The sequence below is a fragment of the Arcticibacterium sp. SM2516 genome (genome assembly GCF_057914865.1).
The window spans coordinates 5,421,255-5,447,383 of sequence record NZ_CP195290.1 but is presented as its reverse complement, the minus strand read 5'-3'; the positions used below and the strand labels follow the sequence as shown (position 1 = coordinate 5,447,383).

General features: G+C 38.6%; 28 protein-coding genes. 10 read left to right on the top strand and 18 right to left on the bottom strand.

Translation table 11 applies throughout. The annotated features are described in order from the left end of the window. The first annotated feature begins 105 nt into the window (after positions 1-105). Positions 106-699 carry an SET domain-containing protein gene (locus ACSBFT_RS22230; protein WP_489602479.1) on the top strand — a complete coding sequence of 198 codons (594 nt, stop codon included), beginning with the start codon at positions 106-108 and terminating at the stop codon, positions 697-699. Between the two features lie 55 nt (positions 700-754). On the opposite strand, the gene ACSBFT_RS22225 is transcribed toward ACSBFT_RS22230, so the two are convergent. From ACSBFT_RS22225 to gltX, 6 genes are all read right to left on the bottom strand, one after another. Continuing rightward, entirely contained in the window at positions 755-1,609 is an 855-nt protein-coding gene (locus ACSBFT_RS22225) for a sugar phosphate isomerase/epimerase family protein (protein WP_489602478.1), read from the bottom strand. A gap of 117 nt (positions 1,610-1,726) precedes the next feature. Then, positions 1,727-2,041 carry a hypothetical protein gene (locus ACSBFT_RS22220; RefSeq protein WP_489602477.1) on the bottom strand — a complete coding sequence of 105 codons (315 nt, stop codon included), beginning with the start codon at positions 2,039-2,041 and terminating at the stop codon, positions 1,727-1,729. 162 nt (positions 2,042-2,203) lie between these two features. Continuing rightward, on the bottom strand, positions 2,204-3,145 hold the full coding sequence (locus tag ACSBFT_RS22215; RefSeq protein WP_489602476.1) for a hypothetical protein: 942 nt from the start codon (positions 3,143-3,145) through the stop codon (positions 2,204-2,206). Positions 3,146-3,216: 71 nt separating this feature from the next. Further along, positions 3,217-3,996: a TIGR00266 family protein gene (locus ACSBFT_RS22210; RefSeq protein WP_489602475.1), complete on the bottom strand. Its 780-nt coding sequence runs from the start codon at positions 3,994-3,996 to the stop codon at positions 3,217-3,219. After that, positions 3,993-4,187, bottom strand: coding sequence for a hypothetical protein (locus ACSBFT_RS22205; protein WP_463048822.1), 195 nt, complete (start codon positions 4,185-4,187; stop codon positions 3,993-3,995). The genes ACSBFT_RS22210 and ACSBFT_RS22205 overlap by 4 nt, the downstream gene beginning before the upstream one ends. 277 nt (positions 4,188-4,464) lie before the next feature. Continuing rightward, entirely contained in the window at positions 4,465-5,964 is a 1,500-nt protein-coding gene (gltX, locus tag ACSBFT_RS22200; protein WP_489602474.1) for a glutamate--tRNA ligase, read from the bottom strand. Between the two features lie 298 nt (positions 5,965-6,262). Between gltX and ACSBFT_RS22195 the strand changes: the two genes are divergently transcribed. From ACSBFT_RS22195 to ACSBFT_RS22165, 7 genes are all read left to right on the top strand, one after another. Next, positions 6,263-7,702, top strand: coding sequence for a sulfatase family protein (locus ACSBFT_RS22195; protein ID WP_489602473.1), 1,440 nt, complete (start codon positions 6,263-6,265; stop codon positions 7,700-7,702). Positions 7,703-7,852: 150 nt separating this feature from the next. Continuing rightward, positions 7,853-8,560 (top strand): SDR family oxidoreductase, encoded by a 708-nt coding sequence (locus ACSBFT_RS22190; RefSeq protein ID WP_489602472.1) that lies wholly within the window; start codon positions 7,853-7,855, stop codon positions 8,558-8,560. Between the two features lie 251 nt (positions 8,561-8,811). Then, the gene (locus tag ACSBFT_RS22185; protein WP_463048817.1) at positions 8,812-9,990 is read left to right on the top strand and encodes a cation:proton antiporter; all 1,179 of its coding nucleotides are present in this window, start codon (positions 8,812-8,814) and stop codon (positions 9,988-9,990) included. Positions 9,991-10,044: 54 nt separating this feature from the next. Further along, positions 10,045-10,455, top strand: coding sequence for a hypothetical protein (locus ACSBFT_RS22180; RefSeq protein WP_463048816.1), 411 nt, complete (start codon positions 10,045-10,047; stop codon positions 10,453-10,455). Between the two features lie 16 nt (positions 10,456-10,471). Further along, entirely contained in the window at positions 10,472-10,822 is a 351-nt protein-coding gene (locus tag ACSBFT_RS22175) for a hypothetical protein (RefSeq protein ID WP_463048815.1), read from the top strand. Between the two features lie 20 nt (positions 10,823-10,842). Next, on the top strand, positions 10,843-11,139 hold the full coding sequence (locus tag ACSBFT_RS22170; protein WP_463048814.1) for a hypothetical protein: 297 nt from the start codon (positions 10,843-10,845) through the stop codon (positions 11,137-11,139). A 159-nt stretch (positions 11,140-11,298) separates the two neighbouring features. Next, a complete protein-coding gene (locus ACSBFT_RS22165) occupies positions 11,299-12,078 on the top strand; it encodes an SDR family oxidoreductase (protein ID WP_463048813.1) in 780 nt (259 codons plus the stop codon). Positions 12,079-12,143: 65 nt separating this feature from the next. Here the strand turns inward: ACSBFT_RS22165 and ACSBFT_RS22160 are convergent, their stop codons facing one another. The 3 genes from ACSBFT_RS22160 to ACSBFT_RS22150 form a co-directional block, all read right to left on the bottom strand. Next, positions 12,144-12,884, bottom strand: coding sequence for an alpha-ketoglutarate-dependent dioxygenase AlkB family protein (locus tag ACSBFT_RS22160; protein ID WP_489602471.1), 741 nt, complete (start codon positions 12,882-12,884; stop codon positions 12,144-12,146). A 70-nt stretch (positions 12,885-12,954) separates the two neighbouring features. Then, on the bottom strand, positions 12,955-13,800 hold the full coding sequence (locus ACSBFT_RS22155) for a bifunctional helix-turn-helix domain-containing protein/methylated-DNA--[protein]-cysteine S-methyltransferase (protein ID WP_489602470.1): 846 nt from the start codon (positions 13,798-13,800) through the stop codon (positions 12,955-12,957). A 57-nt stretch (positions 13,801-13,857) separates the two neighbouring features. Continuing rightward, on the bottom strand, positions 13,858-14,400 hold the full coding sequence (locus tag ACSBFT_RS22150) for a mechanosensitive ion channel domain-containing protein (RefSeq protein WP_463048810.1): 543 nt from the start codon (positions 14,398-14,400) through the stop codon (positions 13,858-13,860). Positions 14,401-14,507: 107 nt separating this feature from the next. Here ACSBFT_RS22150 and ACSBFT_RS22145 point away from each other — a divergent pair, with 107 nt between their 5' ends. Continuing rightward, positions 14,508-15,065, top strand: a complete 558-nt coding sequence (locus ACSBFT_RS22145) for a thioredoxin family protein (protein ID WP_463048809.1) — start codon at positions 14,508-14,510, stop codon at positions 15,063-15,065. Between the two features lie 61 nt (positions 15,066-15,126). Here the strand turns inward: ACSBFT_RS22145 and ACSBFT_RS22140 are convergent, their stop codons facing one another. The 8 genes from ACSBFT_RS22140 to ACSBFT_RS22105 all read right to left on the bottom strand — a co-directional run bounded on the left by ACSBFT_RS22140 (position 15,127) and on the right by ACSBFT_RS22105 (position 24,878). Further along, positions 15,127-15,585, bottom strand: coding sequence for an FKBP-type peptidyl-prolyl cis-trans isomerase (locus ACSBFT_RS22140; RefSeq protein WP_463048808.1), 459 nt, complete (start codon positions 15,583-15,585; stop codon positions 15,127-15,129). Positions 15,586-15,683: 98 nt separating this feature from the next. After that, positions 15,684-16,337 (bottom strand): gluconate 2-dehydrogenase subunit 3 family protein, encoded by a 654-nt coding sequence (locus ACSBFT_RS22135; RefSeq protein WP_489602469.1) that lies wholly within the window; start codon positions 16,335-16,337, stop codon positions 15,684-15,686. Between the two features lie 35 nt (positions 16,338-16,372). After that, positions 16,373-18,118, bottom strand: a complete 1,746-nt coding sequence (locus tag ACSBFT_RS22130) for a GMC family oxidoreductase (protein WP_463048806.1) — start codon at positions 18,116-18,118, stop codon at positions 16,373-16,375. A gap of 59 nt (positions 18,119-18,177) precedes the next feature. Further along, complete coding sequence (locus ACSBFT_RS22125) at positions 18,178-19,275, bottom strand: DNA polymerase III subunit (RefSeq protein WP_489602468.1); 1,098 nt, start codon at positions 19,273-19,275, stop codon at positions 18,178-18,180. 3 nt (positions 19,276-19,278) lie between these two features. Continuing rightward, on the bottom strand, positions 19,279-20,451 hold the full coding sequence (locus ACSBFT_RS22120) for a putative sugar nucleotidyl transferase (RefSeq protein ID WP_489602467.1): 1,173 nt from the start codon (positions 20,449-20,451) through the stop codon (positions 19,279-19,281). A 64-nt stretch (positions 20,452-20,515) separates the two neighbouring features. Continuing rightward, entirely contained in the window at positions 20,516-22,108 is a 1,593-nt protein-coding gene (locus ACSBFT_RS22115; protein ID WP_489602466.1) for a S8 family peptidase, read from the bottom strand. A gap of 202 nt (positions 22,109-22,310) precedes the next feature. Then, a complete protein-coding gene (locus tag ACSBFT_RS22110; RefSeq protein WP_489602465.1) occupies positions 22,311-23,699 on the bottom strand; it encodes a DUF937 domain-containing protein in 1,389 nt (462 codons plus the stop codon). Between the two features lie 105 nt (positions 23,700-23,804). Further along, a complete protein-coding gene (locus ACSBFT_RS22105; RefSeq protein ID WP_489602464.1) occupies positions 23,805-24,878 on the bottom strand; it encodes a M20 family metallo-hydrolase in 1,074 nt (357 codons plus the stop codon). A gap of 64 nt (positions 24,879-24,942) precedes the next feature. Here ACSBFT_RS22105 and ACSBFT_RS22100 point away from each other — a divergent pair, with 64 nt between their 5' ends. Next, positions 24,943-25,350, top strand: a complete 408-nt coding sequence (locus tag ACSBFT_RS22100) for a hypothetical protein (protein WP_489602463.1) — start codon at positions 24,943-24,945, stop codon at positions 25,348-25,350. On the opposite strand, the gene argB is transcribed toward ACSBFT_RS22100, so the two are convergent. Then, positions 25,347-26,129, bottom strand: coding sequence for an acetylglutamate kinase (argB, locus tag ACSBFT_RS22095; RefSeq protein WP_463048799.1), 783 nt, complete (start codon positions 26,127-26,129; stop codon positions 25,347-25,349). The genes ACSBFT_RS22100 and argB overlap by 4 nt on opposite strands.

The following is a 26,129-nucleotide window of genomic DNA, read 5'->3' as shown; positions in this document are numbered from 1 at the left end:
CTGCTTTAGCTTTAGAGCCTACAATTCTTAAAGAATGTTTTGATTTTTGAATCGAATTAATACGTAAAATTGTGTCTAAATATTGACAATAATTTAAAGGTTAAAATGATTCATCCTCATACAAAATTAGTTTTCGTAAGCGAACAAATTGGATACGGTGTTTTTGCCACAAGATTCATCCCAAAAGGTACCATCACCTACGTTAAAGACACCCTAGAAATATGTATTTCTGACCTTGATTATCAAAGGCACAACCCAGATGTTCAGGCGATTATAGAGAAATACTCTTACCGCGACCAATTTGGAGAAAGAATTGTAAGTTGGGATTTTGCCAAATACGTAAATCACTGCTGCAACTGCAACACCATCAGCACAGGATATGGTTTCGAAATAGCCATTAGAGACATTTTTCCAGAGGAACAAATCACCGATGAATACGGTATTTTTAACCTAACAGAAGAAATGGAACTGAGCTGCGGAGAATCCTGCTGTAGAAAAAAGATTTCACCAGATGACTTCCTGAAGTATCATGAAAAGTGGGACTCAAAAATCAAGCAATCTATCTCGCATCTTTTTGATGTTGAACAACCGCTTATTTCGCTCTTGGATGAAGATACCAAACAAGATTTAGAACTATTAAAGGCAGAACCTGAACGTTATAAATCTGTTGCCCACCTTATGCTCAAAACTGCCGCATAAAAAAATCCCAGAAGGCTCAACTTCTGGGATTCTCATTTTTTTAATCTGGTAATTCTTAAAATACCAATTTCTTCATAAACTCAGCATCATTTGCCATACTGGTGATGCTGTCTTTTGGGTATTGCTCTTGCTCTACCAAATAGTATTTCATGCCATTATCTTTAGCCACTCTTAAGAGTTTTTGGTAATCTATTACGCCGTCTGCCAAATCTGTCTGAACCGGTCTTTTTTCACCTTCTTTAGGCTCTATTGAAACCAGCTGCTTAACATGGCACAATTCATATCTTTTCCCGTGTTGTTTTAAATGAGCAATGGTATTTTCTCCTGCAGCCTCAGACCAGCACATGTCTAGCTCAAAGCATACTTTTTCAGGGTCTGTATTTTCTAATAATACATTCTGCCCTTTCATTCCACTTACAAAAGCAAAAGAATAAGAGTGATTATGATACCCAAACTTCACACCATGCTTATTACAAATGTCGCCAGCTTCATTGAATTTCTGAGCTACCCTCTTCCAAGCATCCATATTTGGCTGCATGCCTATAAAAGGACACATGACATACTTTAAACCAGCTTCTGCGGCGTTGGCTGCCAACTCGTCTGTAATGCCATCCATGCCCATATGCGTGCTAATCATTTTCACACCCATATCCTTCAAGAAGCCCTTACATTCTTTAGGGCTCATCCCCCAAAATGGGTCTGCCGAATAACTTTCAAATAATTTATAGCCCATATCCGCCAATTTGGTCATAGTGCCTTTGGCGTCTTTTGGCATAAGGTCACGCACACTGTACAACTGGCATCCAAAATTCTTTACAGTTCCGGCATTTGAATTTGCCAGCAAATTGCCAGACATCATGGCTAGGCCTAAAGCGGCACTACCTTTAGCTATAAAATCTCTTCTTTTCATGGGGTTTCAAATATTTAAACTAATTCAATTATTTCTTTCGATTAGTAAAGGTATTGAATTATTAAGAGTATTTTACACGCTCTCAAATTGCCTCATTTTAGAAAATTAGTCCAATATTTATTCTTTAAGTTTATAAAACACTGAGGCATCAAACCCTATTGCTAGATAAGGATAAGGGCCAATTGGACGCCCAACAGTTCCTGAAAGCCTAAGACCAACTTTATTTATGTTTATATTTAACGCGTTTTGCAGATTAAAACCGATCTCATATGAACTGTAATCTGGAATCAATGTTAAATACGGCCCAACACCCACACTCCATGCAAAAAGTTTATCACTTCCAAATGGATAAGCATTTAGCAAGGGTCTAAATTGAAATTCCGGAATATTTTCATCCTCGAGAAAAATATCTACCGGAAGAAAAATTGACAACTTATTATTTTTAGTTAATCCAAACTCGTAATAAATCCCAAAACCACGCAATAGTTCTTCATCGATGTTCGAAAAACTTAATGGCCTAAGACCTATAATTTTAAACGGTTCATGATTGACATCATTTATTGAAGACTCCTTTTTGGCTTTCTTTTTCTCTGACTAAGGCTTATTCCTTTCCCTAAGTTTGTACTCTAAACCTACATTAAAACTTAAAAACACATCGGGTTTATCCCTTCCTCTTACAGGGATATAATCAGTTAAAAGCAATGGATCTATTTCTTTTAACTTACCAATCATCAAATAATCCTCGTATATCTCAAGCACCTGTTCTTTTCTACTTTCTCCACTCAGAATATGCACATTTTCCCAGCCTCTATCAGACAATTCTTTCTGTTCAATCAGAGCGTTGGAATTTCTCTTAAAAAAATCACCCGGACCAACATCATCCAACCACGGAGTATTTGTAAATCGAAAATTTAAAATAGAGCTCACTTTAAGTCTATCAGAAAGGCTGTAGGCCAATCCTAGCTTAAAGGGGAAAACTAAAGCATATCTAGAATAATTAGTTTCTCTTTCAACTATGTCATAATCCGTTCTTGTAGTCACCACTTCCCTTAACTTAACCCATTCGTTTTCTGACGTATTGGGGTTATGATACAAAGCCTTAGGCTCATGAATTATAGCCCCAAAGCCAAGTCCTGCGTTGAGTGAAAGCCTTTTCTTATTTAAGGATTCAGCATTTATTAAAAGAGAAAATTCTGAAATGTCATTTCTGAAATGCAGGTTCCTGAGATAAAGTTGATAAAATTTGTCTATGTTTCTCTTTCCCAATGTAAAATCATCCCCAGCAATTCTTAACTGACAATAGCTAAGTTCTATATCTAGAACATTGTTCACCTTTTTTTTAATCGAAGTAGCAAAATTCCATCGAACATTAGAGCCTAATGTTGCACCGAGAAAGTGAAAAGGACCCAGACTTCCAAAATATTGGGTAGCACCGCTAGAAAATGTTACAGAAGTACTTTTGTCTATTGTAGAATCGCTTGGATTAGCGAAAGAGTTTGATATAAAACAAAGAGACAGAACAAACACCTTTATCATTGTATTAGATTTTTCTAGCAAGTAAACTAAAAAACTAACAATATCAATAAGCTGAAATTGTTAGTTTTTACTTACCTCTCAAACATATCCGTTATCCCTCCTAAAACAGAGCCGCTTTCTTTATTGGCATTTCCACCTGCGGGAGATAGTCTTCTTATAAGTTTAGAGATTGGTAAGGACTGAATCCAAACTTTTCCTGTACCCGAAAGCGTCGCTAAAAACATTCCCTCACCACCAAAAACCATAGATTTCAATCCACCAGCACGCTGAATATCGAAGCTCAATTGAGGTTCGTAACCCACAACACAGCCCGTATCTATTCTAAGGGTTTCATTATTAAGCGTACGCTCCATCACTACACCCCCAGAGTGAATAAAGGCCAATCCGTCCCCCTGAATTTTCTCCAGAATAAAACCTTCGCCGCCGAAAAGACCCGCACCAAAACGCTTATTAAAATGAATAGAAATTTGAGTTCCCATGGCCGCACATAAGAAAGCGTCTTTTTGTACTATCAGGGTATTCCCGTTTATCTGAGACAAATCCACCGCCTTTATAGTACCAGGATAAGGTGCTGCAAAAGCCACCTTTCTTTTACCGTGCCCTCTGTTGGTAAAGTGTGTCATAAAAAGAGATTCGCCCATCAAAACCCTACTTCCTGCTTTAAAAAGCTTGCCTAAAATGCTTTCATTGGCATTGCTACCATCTCCCATTTTAGTTTCAAACTGAATGCCGTCTTCCATAAAAAGCATGCTTCCAGCTTCAGCGATAACGGTTTCGCTTGGGTCTAATTCGATCTGAACGACTTGGATATCTTCACCCAAAATCTCATAATCTATTTCATGACTTCTCATTTCTTCTTGCTTTTTGGAGGTTCCAGATCTTTTAGTTTTTTGTCGTCCACGTTGTCGTTTAAAAAATTATTAATTTTCTCTACATCGTATGACATCTGAATTTCACCAAAGGTGTTGATTTTGATATCGAAACCATCAAGGTCTTTGTGCACCTTTGGCTTATCGTCGTTTAATTCTTTTTTCTTTCCCATAATCTTGTTTTGAATAATGTTAAGACTAAAATATAAAAAAACTCACCGACATAACATAAATTATGATGGTGAGTTCCTTTTGGTTGATGAGTGGGAAATTATATCCCAAATTATTTTAAAACTCGAACTAGAGCCGTATTTGTCATTATCCTACAGTACGGGCATTCATTGTTATAGCAAAAAATCGAGAGTCATTCCTCCAAAAAAAGCTACAAAATTTATTCTCGATCTATCAAACAGCAAATTATGATATAAGGATTTATTCTACTTTCTGTTTTTAAGCTCCTAGTTTATCCAATGCAGTCTGAATTCTTTCGACTACCTCTTCTTTGCCTAAAATTTCTAACATCAGCATCAAATCTGGTCCCTTTCCTTCGCCAGTTAAAGCCAACCTTAGTGCTTGCATTACTTTACCTGGCTTGATTTCTTTGGCGGCTAAGCCTTCCCAAAGCGTATTATGAATCGCTTCTGACTTAAAGTCTGCCACTGACATACCGTTCACTAATGCTATAATTACAGGCATTCCTTGCTTCGCTATATCATTCCAAGCTTTGCTAGCCACTTGCTCATCAAAAACAGAAGGAGCTTCAAAAAGGTAAGGAACTAGCGTCACTATTTCTTCCACAAAAGTGACTCTATCTTTATTTAACTTGACCAAGTTAGCGGCCAAACTTTCATCATTCAGCTTTTCGTTTACCTTGGCTATCAAATCGGCATCATTCATCTCTTTAATGTAAAGCTGATTAAACCATTTGGCTTTAGCCACATCAAAACGAGCACCTGATTTATTAATTCTATCTAAAGAAAAGGCTTGAACCAGTTCATCCAAACTGAAAACTTCTTGCTCTGTCCCTGGGTTCCAACCTAATAAAGCCAAGAAATTCAGTACAGCCTCTGGCAAATATCCATCTTCTCTAAATCCTCGAGAAACCTCTCCTTTTCCATCATTCCACTCCGTAGGGAATACAGGAAAGTCACCTAAATCACCATCTCTTTTACTTAATTTTCCTGGACCTTCTGGTTTAAGTAATAATGGTAAGTGAGCAAATTTAGGATGCTCCCAACCAAATGCTTTATAAAGTAAAATATGAAGCGGTGCAGATGGCAACCACTCCTCTCCTCTAATAACATGGGTGATTCTCATTTCATGATCATCCACAATATTGGCCAAATGGTAAGTAGGCATACCGTCGGCTTTTAAAAGCACCTTATCGTCTATGGTAGAAGAATGCACTACCACCCAGTCTCGAATGGCATCCTGAAAACGAATTTCTTCTTTCAAGGGCACCATAAGACGTATAACATAAGGAGTACCACTATCAATCAATGCTTTGCTAGCTTCAGCCCCAAGGGTAATTGAATTTCTCATCTTCATTCGAGTAACCGAATTATAAGATGGGTTATCCACTTTTGCATCTTCCAATTCTTTACGCATTTCGGCCAGCTCTTCCGCCGTGTCAAATGCATAGTATGCTTTACCAGAATCTATTAATATCTGAGCGTGTTTTTGGTAAAGGTCTTTTCTTTCAGACTGTCGGTACGGAGCATCTGGGCCTTCTTTTGGACCTTCGTCAAAGTTTATTCCTAACCAAGCCAAGCTCTCAACAATGTACTCTTCTGCACCTTCCACATATCTTGCTTGGTCGGTATCTTCTATTCTAAGGATAAGCTGACCACCATTTTTCTTGGCAAAAAGATAATTATAAAGGGCTGTTCTTACGCCACCAATATGAAGTGGGCCTGTAGGACTTGGAGCAAAACGTACGCGTACTGACATCTATTTTCTTGATAATTTTTGGGCTGCAAAAGTACGTATTTTTTAGCTTATTATTTTAAGACTCCTGTTAATCAAAAGCTAAATTCTGCAAGAACAGAATCATACGCAACAAGGTCTCGATGAATCATCGAATCATTCTATCCTCGCAACATTGAAACATTCCATCATTGAGCTTTGAATTATTCTATTCATTACATCATTGTATCATCGTTGAGCGATTGAATCATTGACCAAGTTAAAACTTCCATATCAACTTCTCCTTGCTTAAATTGCCACATACTTCAACCAAACCCAAAAAATGAAAAAACTTCTTTTCTTACTTCCCATCGCATGTTTACTTCAGAGTGCGGTTTCATTCAAAGCTCCAAAAACACCGAATATTGTCCTGATTTTTATGGACGACATGGGCTATGGTGACCTCAGTTGTTACGGTGCCAGCACTTATCGCACCCCAAACATTGACCGCTTAGCGGCAGAAGGCATTCGATTTACTAATTTCTTGAGTGCTCAGGCCGTTTGCTCAGCATCTAGAGCGGGCTTAATGACTGGGACATATCCCAACAGAATAGGTGTTTCAGGAGCGTTTTTCCCCAATGCTGGTGTAGGAATAGCCGACCAAGAGACGACTATGGCAGAAATGCTAAAACAAAAAGGCTACGCCACTGCAATTTTTGGTAAATGGCATCTAGGACATGAAAAACAGTTTTTGCCTTTGCAACACGGTTTTGACGAATACACAGGCTTAGCCTACTCTAATGACATGTGGCCAATTTGGTATAATGGAAAACATGAGACAGGAACTTTTAAGGAACACTGGCCTACGCTCCATTTGATAGAAGGAAACGAAGAAGTTAAAGCGATAGAAACCTTGGAAGCTCAGGCAGAGCTAACCACCCTTTACACTGAGAAGGCGACCGATTTCATCAAAAGAAATGCTAAAAAGCCTTTTTTCCTATATGTACCGCACACCATGCCGCACGTGCCCATAGACGTATCTTCTAAATTTAAAGGTAAAAGTGGTCAGGGTTTGTATGCCGACTTAATGATGGAAATCGACTGGTCGGTAGGTGAAATAATGAAGGAATTAAAAAATCAAGGATTGGACGATAACACCTTGGTGATTTTCACGAGCGATAATGGTCCATGGATAAATTACGGGAACCATGCAGGATCTACCGGTGGCTTGAGAGAAGGAAAAGGCGTGAGTTACGAAGGCGGTCAAAGAGTACCAGGCATCATGAGATGGAAAGGTCAAGTGCCTGCCGGAATGATATGTAATCAACTAAGCTCTACCATTGACATTTTCCCTACCCTTGCTTCAATAACGGGAGCCTCACTTCCGAAGCACAAGATTGACGGCGTCAACTTATCTGAAATTCTAGCGGGAAATATGGACGCTAAACCTAGAGAGTTCTTCGCCTACTATTATCGTAAAAATAATCTAGAGGCAGTGAGAAAAGACCATTGGAAGTTGGTTTTACCACATACAGGAAGAACTTACGAGGGATTTTTACCTGGCAATGACGGCTACCCAGGACCAAACACAGAGCAACATGAAGAACCTCTAGCTCTCTATGACTTAAGAAGAGATGCTGGAGAAGAATACGACGTACAGCGACAGCACCCAGAAATAGTGAAAGAACTACAAGCGTATGCTGAAAAAGTAAGGGCGGACTTGGGTGACGAAATTACCGGCATAGAAGGAAGTGGGAGAAGGCCTTTAGGGAAATTGAGGTAATCTCAATATTGGATATTTGTTTTTAGATATTAGGTTTAATGTTAGCCTTTCGAACTTTGCTAACTGCTAATCACTAATCGCAGTCAAAAGGAACTAATATCAAATATCTGTTATTCTAATATAACTAGACATTAATACTCACAAACAATTATGATGAAAACAGCACTTATAACAGGCGGAAGTAAAGGAATAGGATACGGCGTGGCCGAAAAACTAATCAATGACGGCATCAAAGTAGCCATCACCGCCAGAACGGAAACAGATGTAAAAGAAGCTACTGAAGCTCTAAACAAGATAAAAGAAGGATTTGCTATTGGTATAGTTTCTGATGTAAAAGATTTTGCTTCTCAGGAGGCGGCTGTGAAACAAGTTTTAGACACTTGGGGACAGCTAGATTATTTTATTGCAAATGCAGGTGTAGGACATTTTGCTCCAATCCAAGAAATGACTGCCGAACAATGGCAAGAAACCATTGACATTAACCTTACGGGTTTATTTTTCTCCGCCAAAGCCAGCTTGGATGCTTTAAAAGCTACCAAAGGATATTTCATTACCATTTCCAGTTTAGCTGGAACAAATTTCTTTGCTCAAGGAGCAGCATATAATGCTTCAAAATTTGGAGCGGTTGGTTTCTCCCAAGCTATGATGATGGATGTAAGAAATGACGATATTAAAGTAACTACCATTATGCCGGGTTCTGTGTCTACGTACTTTGCGGGTCATACACCATCTGAGGCAGATGCATGGAAAATACAGCCAGAAGATATTGGTCAAATTGTTTCTGACCTAATCAAAATGCCAGCTAGAACACTGCCGAGTAAGATTGAAGTTAGGCCAAGTAAGACTGCTAAGGGGTAGAATCCACTTTGGATTGCTTAAACCCTCCATTTTCTGAGTCTCGGTCAGTGGGACTCAGAAAATTTTGAAACTCTAAGACTATTCTCGATATGTAGCTTCAGTTGAGCCGACCTAAGAAACAACCTCTATTTAAGCAAAAAGACAAACGCTCTAAGCCAAAAAGAATACGTTATTACCATACAATCGTAGCTATTTTGTATTTAATTCAAGTTTACATTTTCACAACAAACGAAACCTATAAATACAGATAAATGACAGCCACTATCCTGATTGCGTTTTGCTCGATATTGTTGATTGCCTATTTGTTTGACATCACCTCGGCAAAAACCAAAATACCATCGGTTATATTTTTATTGCTTTTAGGCTGGGGAATCAAAGAAGTAACCATCTTCTTAGGCTTTAGCTTGGTGGACTTTTCCACACTCTTACCCGTTCTGGCCACTATTGGGTTAATCCTCATCGTTTTGGAAGGTTCCTTAGAACTAAAACTAAATTCGTCCAAGATTGGCTTGCTTAAGAAATCAGTCCTTGGTGCATTTATACCCATGATTTTACTGGCTTTCATATTAGCCTACGGCTTTCAATATTTTGGTGACTACTCTTTTAAAACTGGACTCATTAACGCCATTCCGTTATGCGTTATCAGCAGTGCCATTGCCATTCCTAGTGTTATAAACTTGGATTCAGGAGAAAAGGAATTTGTGGTTTATGAGAGTAGCTTTTCTGATATCTTAGGTATTCTATTTTTCAATTTCATTGCTTTTAACGAAACCATAGGACTTGCTTCCGTAGCCAACTTCGGACTGCATTTGTTAATCATGCTTGTGGTGTCTATCATTGGAACTATAGGCCTTTCACTTTTACTAAGCAGAATAGAGCATCATGTCAAGTTTGTTCCTATCATTCTTTTGATAGTACTGGCATATGCTGTTCTGAAATCATACCACCTTCCAGCTCTGCTCTTCATTCTTTTATTTGGTTTGGCCATAGGAAACCTTCAGCAATTCGAAAAAATAAAATGGTTTAAGAATGTTAAAACTGACAACTTAAAAAATGAGATTAAAAGGTTCGAAGAACTTACTATTGAAGGTGCTTTCTTAGTTAGATCCCTGTTTTTTATACTTTTTGGTTACATGATTAAAACCTCCGAAATCTTGAACCCAGATACGATATATTGGGCTGCTGGCATTGTGGCCATAGTATTTCTACTTCGGGCTGTTCAGCTTAAAATATCAAAGTTTGATTTAACTCCCTTGGTTTACATTGCCCCTAGAGGACTTATTACCATACTTTTGTTCATTTCTATTAAGCCTGAGAATACCATTGTTTTCGTCAATAATTCCTTGATTATTCAAATCATCATTTTGACGGCCATCATTATGGCTATTGGTCTAATGGCTAAACCCAATGCTCCAAATATTGAGGAATAAATGAGTGAGGTTTGCTTGAGTTTTTATAATTTACAGAAATAATCTCCCCGAAACATGAACCCCATTCTTAAAAATATCTTGGGCGTAGTAGCTGGCGTAATAGTAGGCAGTGCCATAAATATGGGTCTGGTGATGGCGGGCCCTATGCTTATTCCATCTCCAAACGGTACAGACATCACCACCATGGATGGCTTAATGTCTACCATGCCATTCATGCAGCCAAAACATTTTATATTTCCTTTTTTGGCTCATGCACTAGGAACGCTGGCAGGAGCTTTTGTTACTGCCAAAATAGCCGCTACTCGTCAGACTCAAATGGCCATGACTATCGGTTTTTTCTTTCTCATTGGCGGTGTCATGAACATTCAAATGCTGCCGGGTTCGCCTATGTGGTTTAATGCTTTAGACGTAGTTCTAGCTTATTTGCCTATGGCTTGGATCGGTGCGAAATTGGCCAAGAAATAAACTTATTTCTTAAAGCATGCCAAAAGTCACTTACCAAGTTTACGTCATAGAATTAAACAAAAAGGTATTTACACTTAACGCTAAGTTTCGTGAAGCCAATCCTCAGTTCAATGGGGTGTTGGAATGTTTATATGTAGGTATGACTAGCAAAACACCCAAAGAGCGATTTCTTCAACATAAAACGGGCTTTCGAAACAAAAAGGGGCACAAACTATCAGCCAACATTGTTCAGAAATACGGCATGTATCTTAGGCCAAGCCTTTACAATCATATTGAGCCTGTAAATACACGTGCCGAAGCTTTGAAGCTTGAAGAAAATGTAGCTTTGAACTTAAGGAGAGAGCGGTATGCGGTTTGGTTTAATTAGCATCTTATAAATTAAAACTTATGTACAAAGACATCATTACTTACGAATTAGCAGAAAACGTTTCTGAAGAGCAGCTCTTAAAAGTGGCAGGACAAATAGTGAACGACTGGATGAAAATGCAGCCGGGTTTTATCCAATGGGAAATTAATACCAATAGCAATGGTAGCTATACCGACATCGTTTCTTGGGAGTCTAAAGACGCCGCAAAAGCTGCCGAAAAAGATATGGTGAATATCCCAAACGCTGGTGACTGGTATGCCTGTTACAAAGAAGGGAGTATTTCTAGTCAAAATTTAACATCGTTGGTGATATTTTAATTTACTCCTCTGTCAGCTCGAGCGATAGTCGAGAACCTATTACTTGGAATTGGTGAGACTGTTCTCGCCTACGCTCGAACTGAAAAGATTCATGGGTTCAAACTCGTAATGGAGTAAATAAAACTACCATTCCTCAAATCGAATTCGTAATTTCCCGCCATGAATTTGAATCTGAAAAATAAGTACGCTTTGGTCTGTGGTAGTTCAGACGGAATTGGTTGGTCATCGGCCGTAGAATTGGCAAAAATGGGAGCCAATGTTTGGTTGTTTGCTCGTAATAAAGAGAAGCTAAAACAAAAAGTTGCTCTTTTAGATATTTCTAAAGGACAAAAGCATAGATTTCTAGTAGCAGACTTTACAGACAGAAAAAGTGTGGAAGCCGCATTGGCTACTAATAAATGTCAGTTTCATATTTTAGTAAACAATACTGGCGGTCCGAGTGGCGGAGCTATTTTAGAAGAAGCCCCAGAGAAGTTTCAAGAGACTTTTGAGCAACATCTCGTTATCAACCAAATTATTACTCAGGCCGTAGTTCCTTTCATGAAAGCCGAGAAGTTTGGTAGGATTATCAACATTATCTCTATTTCTGTAAAACAGCCTATCATAGGCTTGGGTGTTTCAAATACCATCCGTTGGGCAGTGGCGGCATGGGCCAAAACTTTATCAAAGGAATTAAGTCATACCGGCATCACGGTCAATAATGTTTTACCTGGCTACACCAAAACGGGTAGACTAGCTCAAGTAAATGAAATGCGAGCTAAAAATGAAAACAAATCCATTGAAAAATTAGAGCAAGAAATGGAAGCTAATGTTCCTTCTGGGCGTTTTGCGACACCTGAAGAAGTAGCCGCTGCAGTGGCGTTTTTAGCCTCTCCGGCAGCTTTCTCTATCAATGGCGTGAATTTACCAGTGGATGGTGGTTTGGCGGCTACGCTATAAGTTTATATTAGGTATTTGTTTCGAATCGGTCAAATGCCAGTCGACCTGCAGGTGTTATAGGAGATTTAGACAATCTCCATACATCGAAAGGTCAAATTAACCCTTGGGGTTTTAATTTTCTTGGATTTAGGCAAGGCGTGATGCCAGTACGTTTGCGTATTACCCGCCATGACCAAAAGGCTGCCTGATTCCAAGAATATTTGAACTTTCTCTTTGGTAGCAATATGCCTCAAATCAAACCTTCTTTCTGCTCCAAAACTCATAGAAGCTATTGGAGCGTCTAATACTAAGGTTTTCTCGTCGTCCCGGTGCCATCCCATCCCTTCGTCACCATCGTGATAAAGATTCAGCAAACATGAATTAAATTCCACACCACATTTTGCTTCCGCTAGCTGTTTCAAAGTCAATAATTCTGGCGTCCATCTTAGAGGCACTTTTGTGGTGTTTGAATACTGATAAGGGTAATCGACATCGGCATACCAAGCTACTTTCCTTTTGGTGATGATATGTTTTCCGAATATGATAGCCTCGTCGTTTTTCCAAGGAATTTCTTCTAATAGGTATTTTAGTAGTTCAACGCTCTTTTCTTCGGCAAGCACTTTACCGTGGTAGTTTACTATTCCTTCTTGGGGTAAAAAATTTATGGAAGCATCCATTATTTTCATTTTAACATGGTCTAATATTAGTTCTTCATTGTACTGCCCTACGGGCATTACTTTTTTGTTGGGCAAAATAGTAATCAAAAAAGCCAACACCCCATAAACTCGTACTTTTAAAAGCTTAGCATTTTTTGTTACAAATAACATCGCCCTTCTTTTAACAGTACTCCGACAGTATGGGGCGATATAAGGATTTATTGCCTCCTATTTTAATATACTACTCCACTTCTCTTTGGGCTGCTTCCCAGCCTATGATGGCCGTTTTTCTGTTTGGCCCCCACATGTATCCTCCGAAAACGCCGCTTGACTGAATAACTCTGTGACATGGTATCAAAAACGCAATTGGGTTTCCACCTATTGCGGTTCCTACTGCTCTGGCAGCTTTTGGTTTGTCTATTTGATGTGCTATAATACCATAGGTTGAAAGCTTACCTGCTGGAATCTTCAATAAGGCTTCCCAAACTTTTAACTGGAAAGCTGTTCCTTTTAAATGAAGTTTTACCTTATTCATTTTTGACCAATCTTCTTCAAAAACCCCTAAGGCACTTTCTTGAAAACCATCCCTCTCATTTTGGTAAGCAGCATTTGGAAATCGGTCTGTCAGTTCTTTAAAAGCCGAATTACTTTCATCCGAAAACCCCATATAACACAGTCCTTTTGAGGTAGAGGCCGTTAGCACTGGGCCAAATTTAGAATTGGCGTAGCTATAATTTATAGTAAGATTTTCACCCCCATTCTTATATTCGCCAGGCGTCATACCTTCAATATTGACAAACAAATCGTGGAGCCTTCCTGTACCAGATAAGCCTAGATCTTCGGCGGTATCAAACAGACTTTGGCTATTTGCTGCTAATATAGATTTAGCGTGATTTACAGATATATACTGAAGAAACTTCTTTGGTGTAACACCCGCCCACTCTTTAAAAAGCCTTTGAAAATGAAATGGACTTAGGTTGACTTTTTCCGCCACCATGTCTAAACTTGGCTGAGATTTGAAGTTTAGCTGAATGTAACCAATAGCCTCTGCTACCCTTTTGTAATTTAAGTGCTCTTGTTCTCTCATATGATACTGCTATTATGGAAACAAAAGTAAACGCTAAGACGAGAAGAAAGAACCCGATTATTGCTCTTCTGTATCTACCTCTTTCTTTTTAAGAGGCCTATTGGTCATCTGGATGATGGGTTTCTGAATGGCGACATTATTAGGATAAGACACCAAGTCACCATCTTCTAACTTAATCTGAATAGCAAAAAAAGTTATATCCTTTACAATTCCCGTTACAGAGTTATCGCCATCTAGGATTTTTATTTTAGAGCCGATTTTAAAAGGGAAATTAAAAAATAATAAGACCGATGCCGTGATGTTACTCAGCATAGACCAAGAGGCAAAAAGAGCTACCCCAGCTACCGCAAAAAAAGATGCGAAAATTCCTTTAAACGAAACATTCCAAATAAAGCCGAATGCTAAAAGCAAAAAAGCCAGCCAAGAAATGTCAAAAAACTTATTGGCATAAATAGACCTCGCTCTATCTAAGCCATGTTTTTTTTCCTGTTTTCTAATTAAGCCTCTTGATATCACTCTTAGAACAATAAATCCCATTATGGCAATTATAGAAACCGAAAATTCAAAGAAGCGGCTATCAATTATTTTTTCAAAATCCATAACGCAAAATTAGAATATTGATTTGATAATTGAACCAAATAGACAGAAGCTTCCCATTTTATTTATTCATTTAAATGGAATCCTTATTTTTGATAAAAGAAGAATTTATGGCACGCACAGAATCAAAAATGTTGCCGATTGGCACTATCGCTCCCGACTTTACATTACCAGATACTGTGTCTGGCGAAAAACTATCTCTCAGTGATTTAAAGTCTGATGTGGCTACCGTGATTATGTTCATCTGCAATCATTGTAAATACGTAAAGCACGTGAACCCTATGATTGTAGAAATAGTGGCAAAGTTCAAACCACAAGGCGTGAAATTTGTGGGTATCAGTTCCAATGACATCGTCAATTTTCCTGAAGATGGCCCAGAAGAAATGACTAAAACAGCAAATGCCCTAAGTTATAATTTCCCTTATCTGTACGACGAATCTCAGGAAATAGCAAAGGCCTATGATGCCGCCTGCACGCCGGATTTCTATATTTTCAACAAAGACCTGAAGCTGGTTTACAGAGGGCGGCTAGATGGCTCCACCCCTGGCAATGACGTCCCGCTAACGGGTACAGACTTAAGAGGTGCTTTACGTGCAGTGGTGGCTGGAGATTATGTGTCCGAGATTCAGTACCCAAGTATGGGCTGCAATATTAAATGGAAACCCTAGATATAAGAAAACCCAAAAACTGATAATTGCTCTTGGGTTTCAATGCTTGCTCAATAAAAGTTTATTTAGCTCCTAAAATTTCTATGTCAAAAACCAAAGGAGAGTTTTTTGGAATAGAACCTTGGTTTTGATTTCCGTAGCCTAAGCTAGAAGGAAAAATAATAGTGGCTTTTTCTCCTACTCTCATTTTAGCTATTCCTTCATCAAAACCTTTTACTACCCGACCTACTCCCAGCTGAAAGCTAAAGCTACCAGCGTCAAACTCATCATCATTCAAAAGTCTTCCGGCATACTTAACGGACACTGTTTGTCCAGTAAGCAAAGCTGCACCAGTAGGATTCTCTTTAACCATAATATATACCAATCCTGAGCTTGTAGTCTCTGTTGGAATTATATTCTTTGCCTCTAAATATTGCTCTATTTGGCTTGCTTCTGAACCTGAGAAACCGTCTTTATCCTTATCACAAGAAATAAGGAATAGAGAAGAAAGTACTATTACTAAAGTGGAAATTCGTATCATTAATTTTATAAATTTTGAGAACCGCAAATATATAACAATGGTACAAGCTTTCGCCTGCACCATTGAAATTATAGCCTTTAAAAAAGATTCAACACCGCTTAATCCTTTTCTTCAGGAACATGCTTACGCCAATTATCATAGCTTAAGCCATGCTTCTTTAAAACTTCCTCTGGAGCTCCATCCCAAGAATTGGGTGTGTTTCCTCGGTAATCCAAATCTTTCACCCCTATTTCTGATGTGAAGAAACCTGTAGCTGTCAAGTCACGCATTTTATTAAAAAAAGCTACCCCTTGAGACATCTCCGGTTTTGCCTCTTGCGGATAGGCTATCTGATCCAACATCTTGGTTTTATCAGATTTAGATAATTTAATAAACTTTTTACCAAACTGCTTATTGCATTCCAGATCTAACCACATCAAACCACCTCTCATTGGAATTTGATGGTGAGGCATATCCTTCACAATAAACTCGATAAAAGCCGGTACACCAGAATCTGTGGCACTACCAGATTTACCATCTGCAGGAATAATAATATCGGCCAAAACAGCTATGGTAGCCATTTCGTGTTTATCAAAAAAGGTTTCTGCTTTGAGTTTTCGCTCATACAGAATTTCTTCTTTCAGCTGACCGTTTTTGGAGTCAGGCAGTTCTTCAATAATTTTCTTTGGTTCACTCTGGGCCATTACTTTCCCAGAAACCGCTACTCCAGCAGTTCCTAAACCTATATTTTTTAAGACATCTCTTCTTTTCATACTTTTATCATTTCAATTCTTAAATATCAAGGAAATTATAAACCACCGCTTTTAACTCCCTTCATGATATACTCAGATGCTCTCATAGAAAGAGCCAAGATAGTCCAAGTAGGATTTTTATCTGCTTGAGATACAAAAGCACCGCCATCTACCACAAATAGATTTTTAACATCATGAGCTTGGTTATAGCCATTCAATACAGATTTGCTTGGATCAGAACCCATTCTCACTGTACCTACTTCATGGATAATTTCACCTGGGTTTGCAAGGCCATAGTCTTGGCTTGCATCTGGCTTATTTCCTATTGCTATTCCTCCCATAGACTCAATAATCTGCTCAAAGGTCTCGTGCATGTGTTTGGCCTGCTTACGCTCGTAATCGCTCCACTTATAATTAAATTTCAAAACAGGAATACCCCATTTATCCACCACATTAGGGTCAATTTCACAGTAATTATCTATAGACGCCACCGCTTCACCTCTACCAGCCATATGAATCATAGAGCCATAAAACCTTCTGTAGTCGTCTTTCAAAGAAGCTCCATAACCTCCACCTCTTTTCATGTTTCCATCCCTATCCGGAAATTTGCCATTGATATTTTCCATACCAAAACCAAAACCATAGGATGGCTGTGTCATACCTCCACCGTATTCAATATGGTAACCACGAGGGAAATCCAATTTGGAGTTATCTAACCACCATGGCGAGTAAACGTGAAGCCCACCTACACCATCTTCATTATATCTTTGTCTATCTGTAAGGCCTGGCACAAAACCACTTCTAGATGCTCCTGTAGAGTCATGCAGATACTTCCCAACCACCCCAGAAGAGTTGGCTAGTCCGTTTTGGAACCTTGAAGATTTAGAATTAAGTAACAACCTAGAAGACTCGCAAGCACTGGCTGCCAAAATAACAATCTTAGCTTTAATGGTTACTTCTTCTTTTGTATGCTTATCCACATAAGAAACGCCTATTGCCTTTCCGTTTTCATCTGTCAATACCTCTCTGGCCATGGCATTATTAATCAATGTCAGGTTTCCGGTTTTAGCAGCAGGAATACATAAAACAGAACTCGCAGAGAAATCTGCATAGGCTTGGCAACCACGGTTACACTGACGGCAATAAAAACACTGACCACGCTCATCGTTTATCGGTTTAGTCAGAATCGACAACCTAGAAGGAATAGTGGTTACGCCTATTTTTTTATTGGCCTCCATAAACATCAACTCGTGCAAACGAGGCTTTGGAGCTGGCAAGAAAATACTGTCTGGGTCGTCTTTCAAGCCTTCATAGCTCCCAAAAACGCCTACAAGTTTTTCTACCTCATCGTAATAAGGAGCCACATCTTCATAAGATATCGGCCAGTTTTCACCAAGACCATCGATATCTTTTCTTTTAAAATCCTTTGGGCCAAACCTTAGTGAGATTCTTCCCCAGTGGTTTGTCCTTCCCCCAAGCATCCTTGAACGAAACCAATTAAATTTAGATCCGTCTTTCTGTGTGTAAGGCTCTCCTTCTAACTGCCAGCCACCCCAGGCAGCGTCAAAGTCTCCAAAGTTCCTGAACTTACTACTCGCTCCACGTCTTTCAGATTCCCATGGATTCTTTAACTGGGTGATGTATTTCGGATCTGCTGGGTCATAATATCCACCTGCTTCAAGCATGCAGACTTTGGCTCCAGCCTTGGTGAGTTGATGAGCGGCCATGCCGCCTCCTGCTCCAGAACCTACGATCAATACATCGTATTCTTTGGCAGTTTCTTTAATGTGAAAGGATTCCATTCTTTTATATGATTGAATAATTTCATCCAATCTAGGCAATTATTGCAAAAAATAAAAGATTATTTGATTAGCCTTGCCAATTGAAGAGACGTATCGAGAAAAACCATCTTTGCTCGCACGTTTCTCTCTATGTGAAAGATGCCTTCATCTATAAGCTCACACATCTTTTGGAGATTATTCACATTAAAAACTTTAGAAAAGTTCCTAACAAAGTCTAACTGGTTCTGTTGAAGTTTCACCATATTTTCGTTGCCACCTGCCATTAAGAAAATCTCTCTAAATATGGTCAATGAATATTCTAACATGTTTTTCTGCTGCTCTTTAGAAAAAGCGTCAAACTCCTCGGAATAAGCAACTAACTCCATCAAATTGAATGCATAGCAATACCGCATCCAGTTCGCAAACCATTCTTGCTCACTTCCACCGCTGGTATTTGACAATTTTAAAGCTTTGTTAAGATTGCCATTGGCCAATAAGGCTATTTCGTTGGCTCTATTTTCTGTAACACCTTTATTTAACAAAAAGGATTTAACCTCTTCATCTTTAAATTTTGGCACTGAAAAACGCTGAACTCTAGAAAGAATAGTGGTCAATAGGGTTTGAGCATTATTGCAAACCAACAAAAAGAAAGTTTTCTCTGGTGGTTCTTCTAAAATCTTCAAAATGGCATTGGCCGTGGAGATACTTAATAACTCTGGCAACCAAATGTAAACCAACTTATATCCTCCCTCATAAGATTTAAGAGACAGGTTCTGAATCAATTTTCTAGCTTCTTCTACAGGTATATTACCTTGTTTTATCTCTATCCTCTCCAACCAATCTGTCAAATTACCATAGACATTCTCTTGTGCAAAAGAACGCCACTCCGCCATAAAGTTTTCCGACAGCACTTTTTTCCCACCAGCTGTAGGAAAAATATAAGAGACATCAGGATGTGCCAGTTTATCTATTTTAGAACATGTAGGGCATTTGCCACAAGAGTCTGTTTCTGTGGGGTTTTGACAATTGACATAGGTTCCAAAAGCCAAAGCCAGAGCCAAATTACCCGAACCTTCTGAACCATGGAATAGCTGAGCATGTGCTACATGATTTTTTTTCACAGCAGCAATCAAAGTAGCTTTTTGCTCGTCAAGGCCAATTATGTCAGAAAAACGCATGTATTAAATTTCGGAAGGTTTGTTTTTCAAAATGTGTTTTAAAATTTTTTCATCTTCAGAAGAAAGTTTAATCCCCCTTCTTGCCATGGTGGCATTCATTACTTCTTTGGCTTTCTCGTATCTGTACTCAGAATAACCTTCTGCTTTCCCTCCCCAGGTAAACGACGGGATGAATTTTTCTTGAAAACCAGAACCAAATACATTGGCACAAACACCTATTACCGTACCCGTATTAAACATAGTACCAATGCCAGCCTTGGTAAAATCTCCCATAAAAGTACCACAAAATAGCTCACCCGTTTCCACTATGGATTTCTTATCATAATTATAAAGTTTCACTTCTTTATAATCATTTTTAAGGTTAGAGTTATTGGTGTTGGCACCTAAATTACACCACTCTCCAATATAAGAATTGCCCAGAAAACCATCATGGGCCTTATTACTGAAACCATAGAAAATACTATTGCCTACCTCGCCTCCTACCCTACTCAATGGACCCAATGTAGTATTTGGCCTTATTTTAGCACCAAAAGCCACCATGCTATTTTCACACAATGCCACAGGACCTATCAAAATAGCCCCCTCCTGTATTGTAGCATTCTTTCCTATATAAATAGGTCCGTTTTCAGCATTTAGAATACACGCTTTAAGGTCAGCTCCTTTTTCTACAAATATGTTTTCAGGAGCATATACTTTGGTATAGGGATCCTTTATTTTCTCCGACTTCCTGTTTTTAGTAACTAAAGTGAAGTCGTGGGTTATCTCAGGTTTATTTTTAATAAAAAGATCTGGCAAGCTCCTAATCACGCTGACGTCTTTAGGCTTTATCTTCTTCACCCTATCTGTATCAAAATCCCCAAATCTATCTGATGAATATGCCACTATTTCATCTTTAAATTTAATACACTCACCAAAAGACAGTTCTTTGATAAGTTTTACTAAACCAAAAGTTGGAAGAAAGGACGAGTTCAAATAAATATTTTCTTTAACCGCAAAGTATTCAAATTTCTTTTGCAGATATTTTTCTGTTAAAAAGGAGACTTTGGCTTCAAAAATCTTTTCCCACTTTTCGTTAATGGTCAAAATTCCTAAACGGAGATTGCCAATGGGTCTAGTGAGCGTAAGTGGCTTTAGCTGATTACGGTATGTTGCGTCTTCAAAAAGTATAATGTTCATAGTCCGCAAAAATAAAGCCTCATTGGCATAGCACCAATGAGGCTTCACATTAAATTATTTTAAACTATTGTTGTGATGTCATTTCAATCGCCATTTTTACAGCCTCATAAGCGTTAACAACACCACCCGTTTTACTCAAAGTACTAAAAAGCCCTATACCCGATTCGCCAGGAAGGACTACCTTTTTATCTCCCAATTTAATGGAAGAGTCTAGTATAATTTGTTTTAACTGAACCGCGGTTAAAGAAGGGAAATAAGACTTTAATAAGGCTGCCACTCCGGCTACTGCAGGAGCCGCCATACTGGTACCTTGTTTTTCAGCATACTTAGAGTTCGGCTCTGTACTATAAATAGCAACGCCAGGAGCAAAAACATCTACATTATTTTTACCGTAATTGCTGAAGTCTGCCACCAACTTAGGAGCATCTTCATAAGACGAAGCACCCACACCTATCCAGTTTGATGCGACACCACCATTTTTGTAGTATTTAGTGGGGTAATGAATATTGACATCTATATCCGAATTATCATTCCCAGCAGCAGAAATCAAAAGAACCCCTTTAGATTCCGCATATTTAATGGCATCGTCCACCCACTCCTTCTCAGGGGAATAAGGTTTTCCGAAACTCATGTTAATTATTTGAGCTCCATTATCTACCGCATATCTGATACCATTGGCCACATCCTTGTCTCTTTCATCTCCGCCAGGCACAGCTCTTACCACCATTATTCTAACATCATTCGCCACTCCTTTTACTCCTAAATCATTATTCCTGTTGGCTCCTATTATCCCTGAAACATGCGTACCGTGCATGGCTCTAGGGCCCACCACCTCACTATTGCCATATTTACCATATTCCAGTTTGTCTGGGTTATCTCCTACAATGGATCTGGCGTCAAACTCGGTATTATAATTATAGTTAAGCTGCTCTTTAAAATGATCTATCCCCTCTTGAATACCAGCGGCATTTGCACCCATCTCATTCATTCTTAGCCAATATTGCTTTGCTTGGCGAACTCTTAAATCTACATCTGCCTCATTTATTCCTTCTACTTGACTTTTGGTGACGGTTTCCGTACCGAGAGCATCAGAAAGAATTTCTTCCGTAATGGCAAAGTTCTCTTTTAAGCCCTCATACATAGGAAGATATTGCTCAGCTTCCTTCCTTTTCTCGTCTATCTCGGATTTTATTTTCTTAAAAGTGTTGTATTCTTCTCTATATTTTTTCAACAAGCGTTTTTTGGGATTTTCACCAAAGAGCTTACTGTATTTCACATACAATCTAGCGGACTCCAACTGCTCTTGAAGCACGTCTTGACCATCTGCTCCACCAATAAAATCCCATCCATTGATATCATCAATGAATCCATTATTGTCATCATCCTTTCCGTTGTTTGGGATTTCGCCTTCGTTGACCCAAATTCTATCTTTGAGATCCTCGTGAGCTATATCCACTCCTGAGTCTACTACCCCTACAATAACCGTTTTGGAAGTTCTACCTTTCAAAAGCTCTTCATAGGCTTTCTCTACACTCATACCCCTTACCCCATCTTTCTCAAAATCGAGATTAAACCAGTTTGCTTTCGTTGTCAGATCCTGAGCGAACGCTCCAATAGAAAGCAAAAGCCCCATAAAGGCTAAAAAAGACTTCCTCATTCCGTATTTTAGTTTGTTTATTTAACGAGTTGCGAATTACGGAATAAACCATTAAGAATAAAAAATATTGCTTATATCCAATAAAATAAAAGGACTATATAACTCCATAGACGTTGCAAATCTGTGGTAAAATCATGCTAATAAGCTAAAGAAGCTCTCGATTTTCATCGAGAGCTTCTGTTAATTTTATTGAAATGTATCCTTATTTTATTTTTACCACGACAGGCCCATCTCCTTTTCTAGTACCTGACAGCACTTCTATCCTAGAAGCACTTATGCCGAGTTCATATAAAGCCCCCTGAACACCATATGCTCTATCTTCTGCCGTTCTGGAAGAAGAGCTGGTTCCTGCCACTTGAATTTTGGCTTCCGGATTTTCTTTTAAATATTTTACCACATCGGTAAGAGCACCTTTACTAAGCACTTCTGCACCGTTATTTCTGAAACTTAGGCCATTGATACCTACAAAAGAATTACGGGAATTAAGTTTTACAGACATAGGTCTGGTGTCGGTCACCACGCTTTCTTCGCGTACTGCTTGCTCCTGAACAGGAGTCCTTGAAACGACATTTTCCTTTGGCGAAACCGCAGATGGCTTTGGGGCTTCTCTTTTCTCTACCACCGTAGGTTGTGGTATCCTTTCCGTTTTAACCGTAGCGGCAGATGCCTGCTTATTAGGACTTTGGGTGGCGTCTGCGTTGATACCATCATTTTTTGATGAACCAAAAGCATCAGCATTATCAGCGTTAGAATTTTCGGTAGAATTAAGATTATCGAAGATATCGCTCTCTGTCTTATAAAAAGCAGAGTCTTTAAGACTTAGTACTTGCTCATTTTCTGAATCAGATAAATATCTATCTTTTAAAGAATAGTAAATAGCCGCTAAACCCAAAACCGCTAGAAATATCCAAGCTACCCAGTTGAAAGAACTATCAGAATTTTCTTCTCTAATTTCTTTGTCTTTGGATCTTCCTCTTTTTTTCCTCACCCTCACTCTTGGAGTTTCTTCTTTAACCTCAGCTTGCGGAAGATTAATAATTGGTGCTGTAACCACCGGGGCCGTAAACCCTAAGCTGTTCATCATAACTTTGGATGTTTCAGGATCTAAGCTCAAAGGCTCTTGTAGCAATTTAGCATTAAAGCCTGAGGCATTAAGTTCTTCCACCTTTATGTGTTTCCCTAGAACCCCTAATATTAAAGGAGCCGATAAACTCAATAAAGATGATGCAGAAGTCTTGCTAATAGAACCTAACTCAGCAATTTTATCAGTTAAAACTCCAGATCCGCTATTAAAGAAGTGATTATTAATATTTTTACCAATCGTGATCAATAACTGAACCTTATCAGGATTGCTGAAAAGCCTTGGCAAATCATCTGTAAGGTCACCAGAGTGCCCACCATCATTGATTACTTTTAAAATTCTTGTGGCATCTCCATCCTTTAGAGCAATCTCTTTCAAACCGCCCAGCATAGCATTTAGAGACAGTCCCAAAGAACGATTAACAGCCTCCGTGGATTCCCCAAGAAACTTGCTAATCTTATCTTCTTCTACTCCGCCAATCCTTGATTTTAAGCTACTTATAATTTCCATTATACTATTAAAGTTCTTATACTTTGTTTATCGCCACATAGTTACATTCTATAGAAAAACAATAATTATGCCTAAAACAATATACCAACTCAATATTAAATTTACTTAAAGTACTTTATTTAGTTCTTCTAAAAGCTGGCAATACTTATCTACGCCCTGTCTTATTTCCGTCAACCTTATAAATTCGTCTGCTGAGTGAGATCTAGCAGAATCTCCTGGACCTAATTTCACCGTTTCAAAAGGCATTAAGGCCTGATCTGAAAGGGTGGGTGACCCATACATTTTATAATTAAGCCTTTTTGCCACCTGAATTAAAGGATGATTAAGAGCTATTCCTGAAGAATTTAATCTTACCGATCTAGGCTTCACCTCGCACTGAACATTATCCTTAATAATATCCAACGTTTCGTGTAAAGTATAGGCATCCGTAACCCTCACATCTACTGTAAACTTGCATTCATCAGGCACCACGTTATGCTGGGTTCCAGCATTAATTATCGTAAGCGACATTTTCATTTCTCCAAGGGTTTCAGATATTTTAGCGAATTTATAATTCTTAAACCAAAGCATATCTTCCATGGCTTTATAGATCGCATTCACGCCTTCTTCCCTTGCTGCATGCCCTGGTATTCCTACACTAAGGCAATCCAAAACCATCAAACCTTTCTCAGCCACAGATAAATCTAAGCTCGTGGGCTCTCCCACAATACCAAACGAAATCTCAGGCAATTTTGGAAGCAATGCTTCTATACCATCCTTCCCAGAAATCTCTTCTTCAGCAGATGCTGCCAACAGCAGATTAAAATGTAAATCAGATCTATGATAAAAATACTCAAAAGTAGCCATCAATGAAACCAAAGGCCCTCCAGCATCATTACTGCCTAAACCATACAGTATATCCTCTTCTAGATCAGGAGAAAAAGGGTCTCTGGTATAAGATGCGTTTGGCTTTACGGTGTCATGATGACTATTTAAAAGGATGGTTGGCTTTTCTTTATCAAAGCATTTATTCTTTGCCCAAACATTATTTAAATGTCTAGAAAAGGGAATGTTTCTTTCTCTAAAAAATTCCTCAATTAAATAAGCTGTATTTTCCTCCTCTCTACTTAAAGAAGGTGTCGCAATTAGTTTTTTGAGCAGTTCTATTGCTCCATCTGAAAAAGTATTATCAATTAGCATAAAACAAATGTAGGATGTTTCTAATTTCCAACCATCTTATTGAACCAGGAGTCCTATAAGTACTATGAAAAAGTTAACTTTTATGTTTTTTTTGATGTTTATTGTATGCCTTTTGGCATGCCAGACAGAAACGCCACAGCCACAAGCTATTGAAGGGCTTTGGCAATGGGAAAGTGCTAGCGGAGGAATAGGAGGTGTTACCATCAAAGCCGATGAAAACAATCAAAAAACGATAAGCTTTGGTTCAAACGGAATGTTTCAAGAAGTAATTAACAACGAACTGAAATTTGAATCCAACTATATTATTGTAAAGGGTAAATCCATCACTTCTGTGGACTCCATTCCACTCATCAAATACACCAATGGAGCTAGGTTTAATCAATCTTTCATAATTAATGGAAACTCACTCCTACTTTTTGACGAGGTGTACGACGGTTTCACGCATTCCTATGTAAGAATACTTTTAGACTAAGCTAAAATTTGAGTGCCCGTCTCTCCTCTTTCCACAGCTGCAAGAAGCTCATCTGCTTCGCAAATAATAACTTTCTTAACGCCTTTGTTTATAGCATCAAAAGCATTGTCTAATTTCGGAATCATTCCCTCGTAAATTACGCCACTTTTCTTATACTCCTCATAAAGAGCTGGCTTTAACACCCTTATGACAGAATTCTCATCTTCAGGATCAGAAAGGACACCTTTTTTCTCAAAACAATATATCAAATTCACAATCCTCTTTTCTGCCAAAGCCGTAGCAATTGCCGAAGCTTGCGTATCGGCATTCGTATTTAACATTCCATGTTCTTTATCAAAAGTTAATGGGGCAAAAACCGGTGTAACTTTCTGACCTAAAAGCGTATCTATAAAATTTGAATTTACGCTTTCAATGTCTCCCACAAAACCATAATCAACACTGTTTACCTCTCTTTTTTTAGCCGAAATAAGATTGGCATCTGCACCAGAGAGTCCAATGGCATTGCAGTCTTTAGATTGAAGAGATGCCACTATTTTTTTATTCACTAAGCCTCCATAAACCATGGTCACCACATCTCTCATAGGAGCATCGGTTATTCTCCTCCCTTCCACCATTTTGGTTTCAATACCTAAATCATTGGCTATTTTAGTGGCTATTTTACCACCACCATGTACCAAAACTTTATCGCCCTTGAGCTGAGCAAATGAGGAAAGAAACTTTTCTAATTTGGCGTCATCATTGATAACATTGCCACCTATTTTAATAATATTTATTGGCAT

Excerpts from the sequence above, each read along its gene's own strand:
- ACSBFT_RS22195 (WP_489602473.1), top strand. The coding sequence starts at position 6,263 with ATGAAAAAACTTCTTTTCTTACTTCCCATCGCATGTTTACTTCAGAGT.
- ACSBFT_RS22180 (WP_463048816.1), top strand. The coding sequence starts at position 10,045 with ATGAACCCCATTCTTAAAAATATCTTGGGCGTAGTAGCTGGCGTAATA.
- ACSBFT_RS22130 (WP_463048806.1), bottom strand. The coding sequence starts at position 18,118 with ATGGAATCCTTTCACATTAAAGAAACTGCCAAAGAATACGATGTATTG.
- gltX (WP_489602474.1), bottom strand. The coding sequence starts at position 5,964 with ATGTCAGTACGCGTACGTTTTGCTCCAAGTCCTACAGGCCCACTTCAT.
- ACSBFT_RS22115 (WP_489602466.1), bottom strand. The coding sequence starts at position 22,108 with ATGAGGAAGTCTTTTTTAGCCTTTATGGGGCTTTTGCTTTCTATTGGA.
- ACSBFT_RS22190 (WP_489602472.1), top strand. The coding sequence starts at position 7,853 with ATGATGAAAACAGCACTTATAACAGGCGGAAGTAAAGGAATAGGATAC.
- ACSBFT_RS22165 (WP_463048813.1), top strand. The coding sequence starts at position 11,299 with ATGAATTTGAATCTGAAAAATAAGTACGCTTTGGTCTGTGGTAGTTCA.
- ACSBFT_RS22125 (WP_489602468.1), bottom strand. The coding sequence starts at position 19,275 with ATGCGTTTTTCTGACATAATTGGCCTTGACGAGCAAAAAGCTACTTTG.
- ACSBFT_RS22205 (WP_463048822.1), bottom strand. The coding sequence starts at position 4,187 with ATGGGAAAGAAAAAAGAATTAAACGACGATAAGCCAAAGGTGCACAAA.
- ACSBFT_RS22170 (WP_463048814.1), top strand. The coding sequence starts at position 10,843 with ATGTACAAAGACATCATTACTTACGAATTAGCAGAAAACGTTTCTGAA.
- ACSBFT_RS22230 (WP_489602479.1), top strand. The coding sequence starts at position 106 with ATGATTCATCCTCATACAAAATTAGTTTTCGTAAGCGAACAAATTGGA.
- ACSBFT_RS22225 (WP_489602478.1), bottom strand. The coding sequence starts at position 1,609 with ATGAAAAGAAGAGATTTTATAGCTAAAGGTAGTGCCGCTTTAGGCCTA.
- ACSBFT_RS22155 (WP_489602470.1), bottom strand. The coding sequence starts at position 13,800 with ATGAGAGAACAAGAGCACTTAAATTACAAAAGGGTAGCAGAGGCTATT.
- ACSBFT_RS22105 (WP_489602464.1), bottom strand. The coding sequence starts at position 24,878 with ATGCTAATTGATAATACTTTTTCAGATGGAGCAATAGAACTGCTCAAA.
- ACSBFT_RS22215 (WP_489602476.1), bottom strand. The coding sequence starts at position 3,145 with ATGATAAAGGTGTTTGTTCTGTCTCTTTGTTTTATATCAAACTCTTTC.
- ACSBFT_RS22150 (WP_463048810.1), bottom strand. The coding sequence starts at position 14,400 with ATGGATTTTGAAAAAATAATTGATAGCCGCTTCTTTGAATTTTCGGTT.
- ACSBFT_RS22175 (WP_463048815.1), top strand. The coding sequence starts at position 10,472 with ATGCCAAAAGTCACTTACCAAGTTTACGTCATAGAATTAAACAAAAAG.
- ACSBFT_RS22145 (WP_463048809.1), top strand. The coding sequence starts at position 14,508 with ATGGCACGCACAGAATCAAAAATGTTGCCGATTGGCACTATCGCTCCC.
- ACSBFT_RS22160 (WP_489602471.1), bottom strand. The coding sequence starts at position 12,884 with ATGTTATTTGTAACAAAAAATGCTAAGCTTTTAAAAGTACGAGTTTAT.
- ACSBFT_RS22120 (WP_489602467.1), bottom strand. The coding sequence starts at position 20,451 with ATGAACATTATACTTTTTGAAGACGCAACATACCGTAATCAGCTAAAG.
- ACSBFT_RS22140 (WP_463048808.1), bottom strand. The coding sequence starts at position 15,585 with ATGATACGAATTTCCACTTTAGTAATAGTACTTTCTTCTCTATTCCTT.
- ACSBFT_RS22135 (WP_489602469.1), bottom strand. The coding sequence starts at position 16,337 with ATGAAAAGAAGAGATGTCTTAAAAAATATAGGTTTAGGAACTGCTGGA.
- argB (WP_463048799.1), bottom strand. The coding sequence starts at position 26,129 with ATGCCAATAAATATTATTAAAATAGGTGGCAATGTTATCAATGATGAC.
- ACSBFT_RS22185 (WP_463048817.1), top strand. The coding sequence starts at position 8,812 with ATGACAGCCACTATCCTGATTGCGTTTTGCTCGATATTGTTGATTGCC.
- ACSBFT_RS22110 (WP_489602465.1), bottom strand. The coding sequence starts at position 23,699 with ATGGAAATTATAAGTAGCTTAAAATCAAGGATTGGCGGAGTAGAAGAA.
- ACSBFT_RS22210 (WP_489602475.1), bottom strand. The coding sequence starts at position 3,996 with ATGAGAAGTCATGAAATAGATTATGAGATTTTGGGTGAAGATATCCAA.
- ACSBFT_RS22100 (WP_489602463.1), top strand. The coding sequence starts at position 24,943 with ATGAAAAAGTTAACTTTTATGTTTTTTTTGATGTTTATTGTATGCCTT.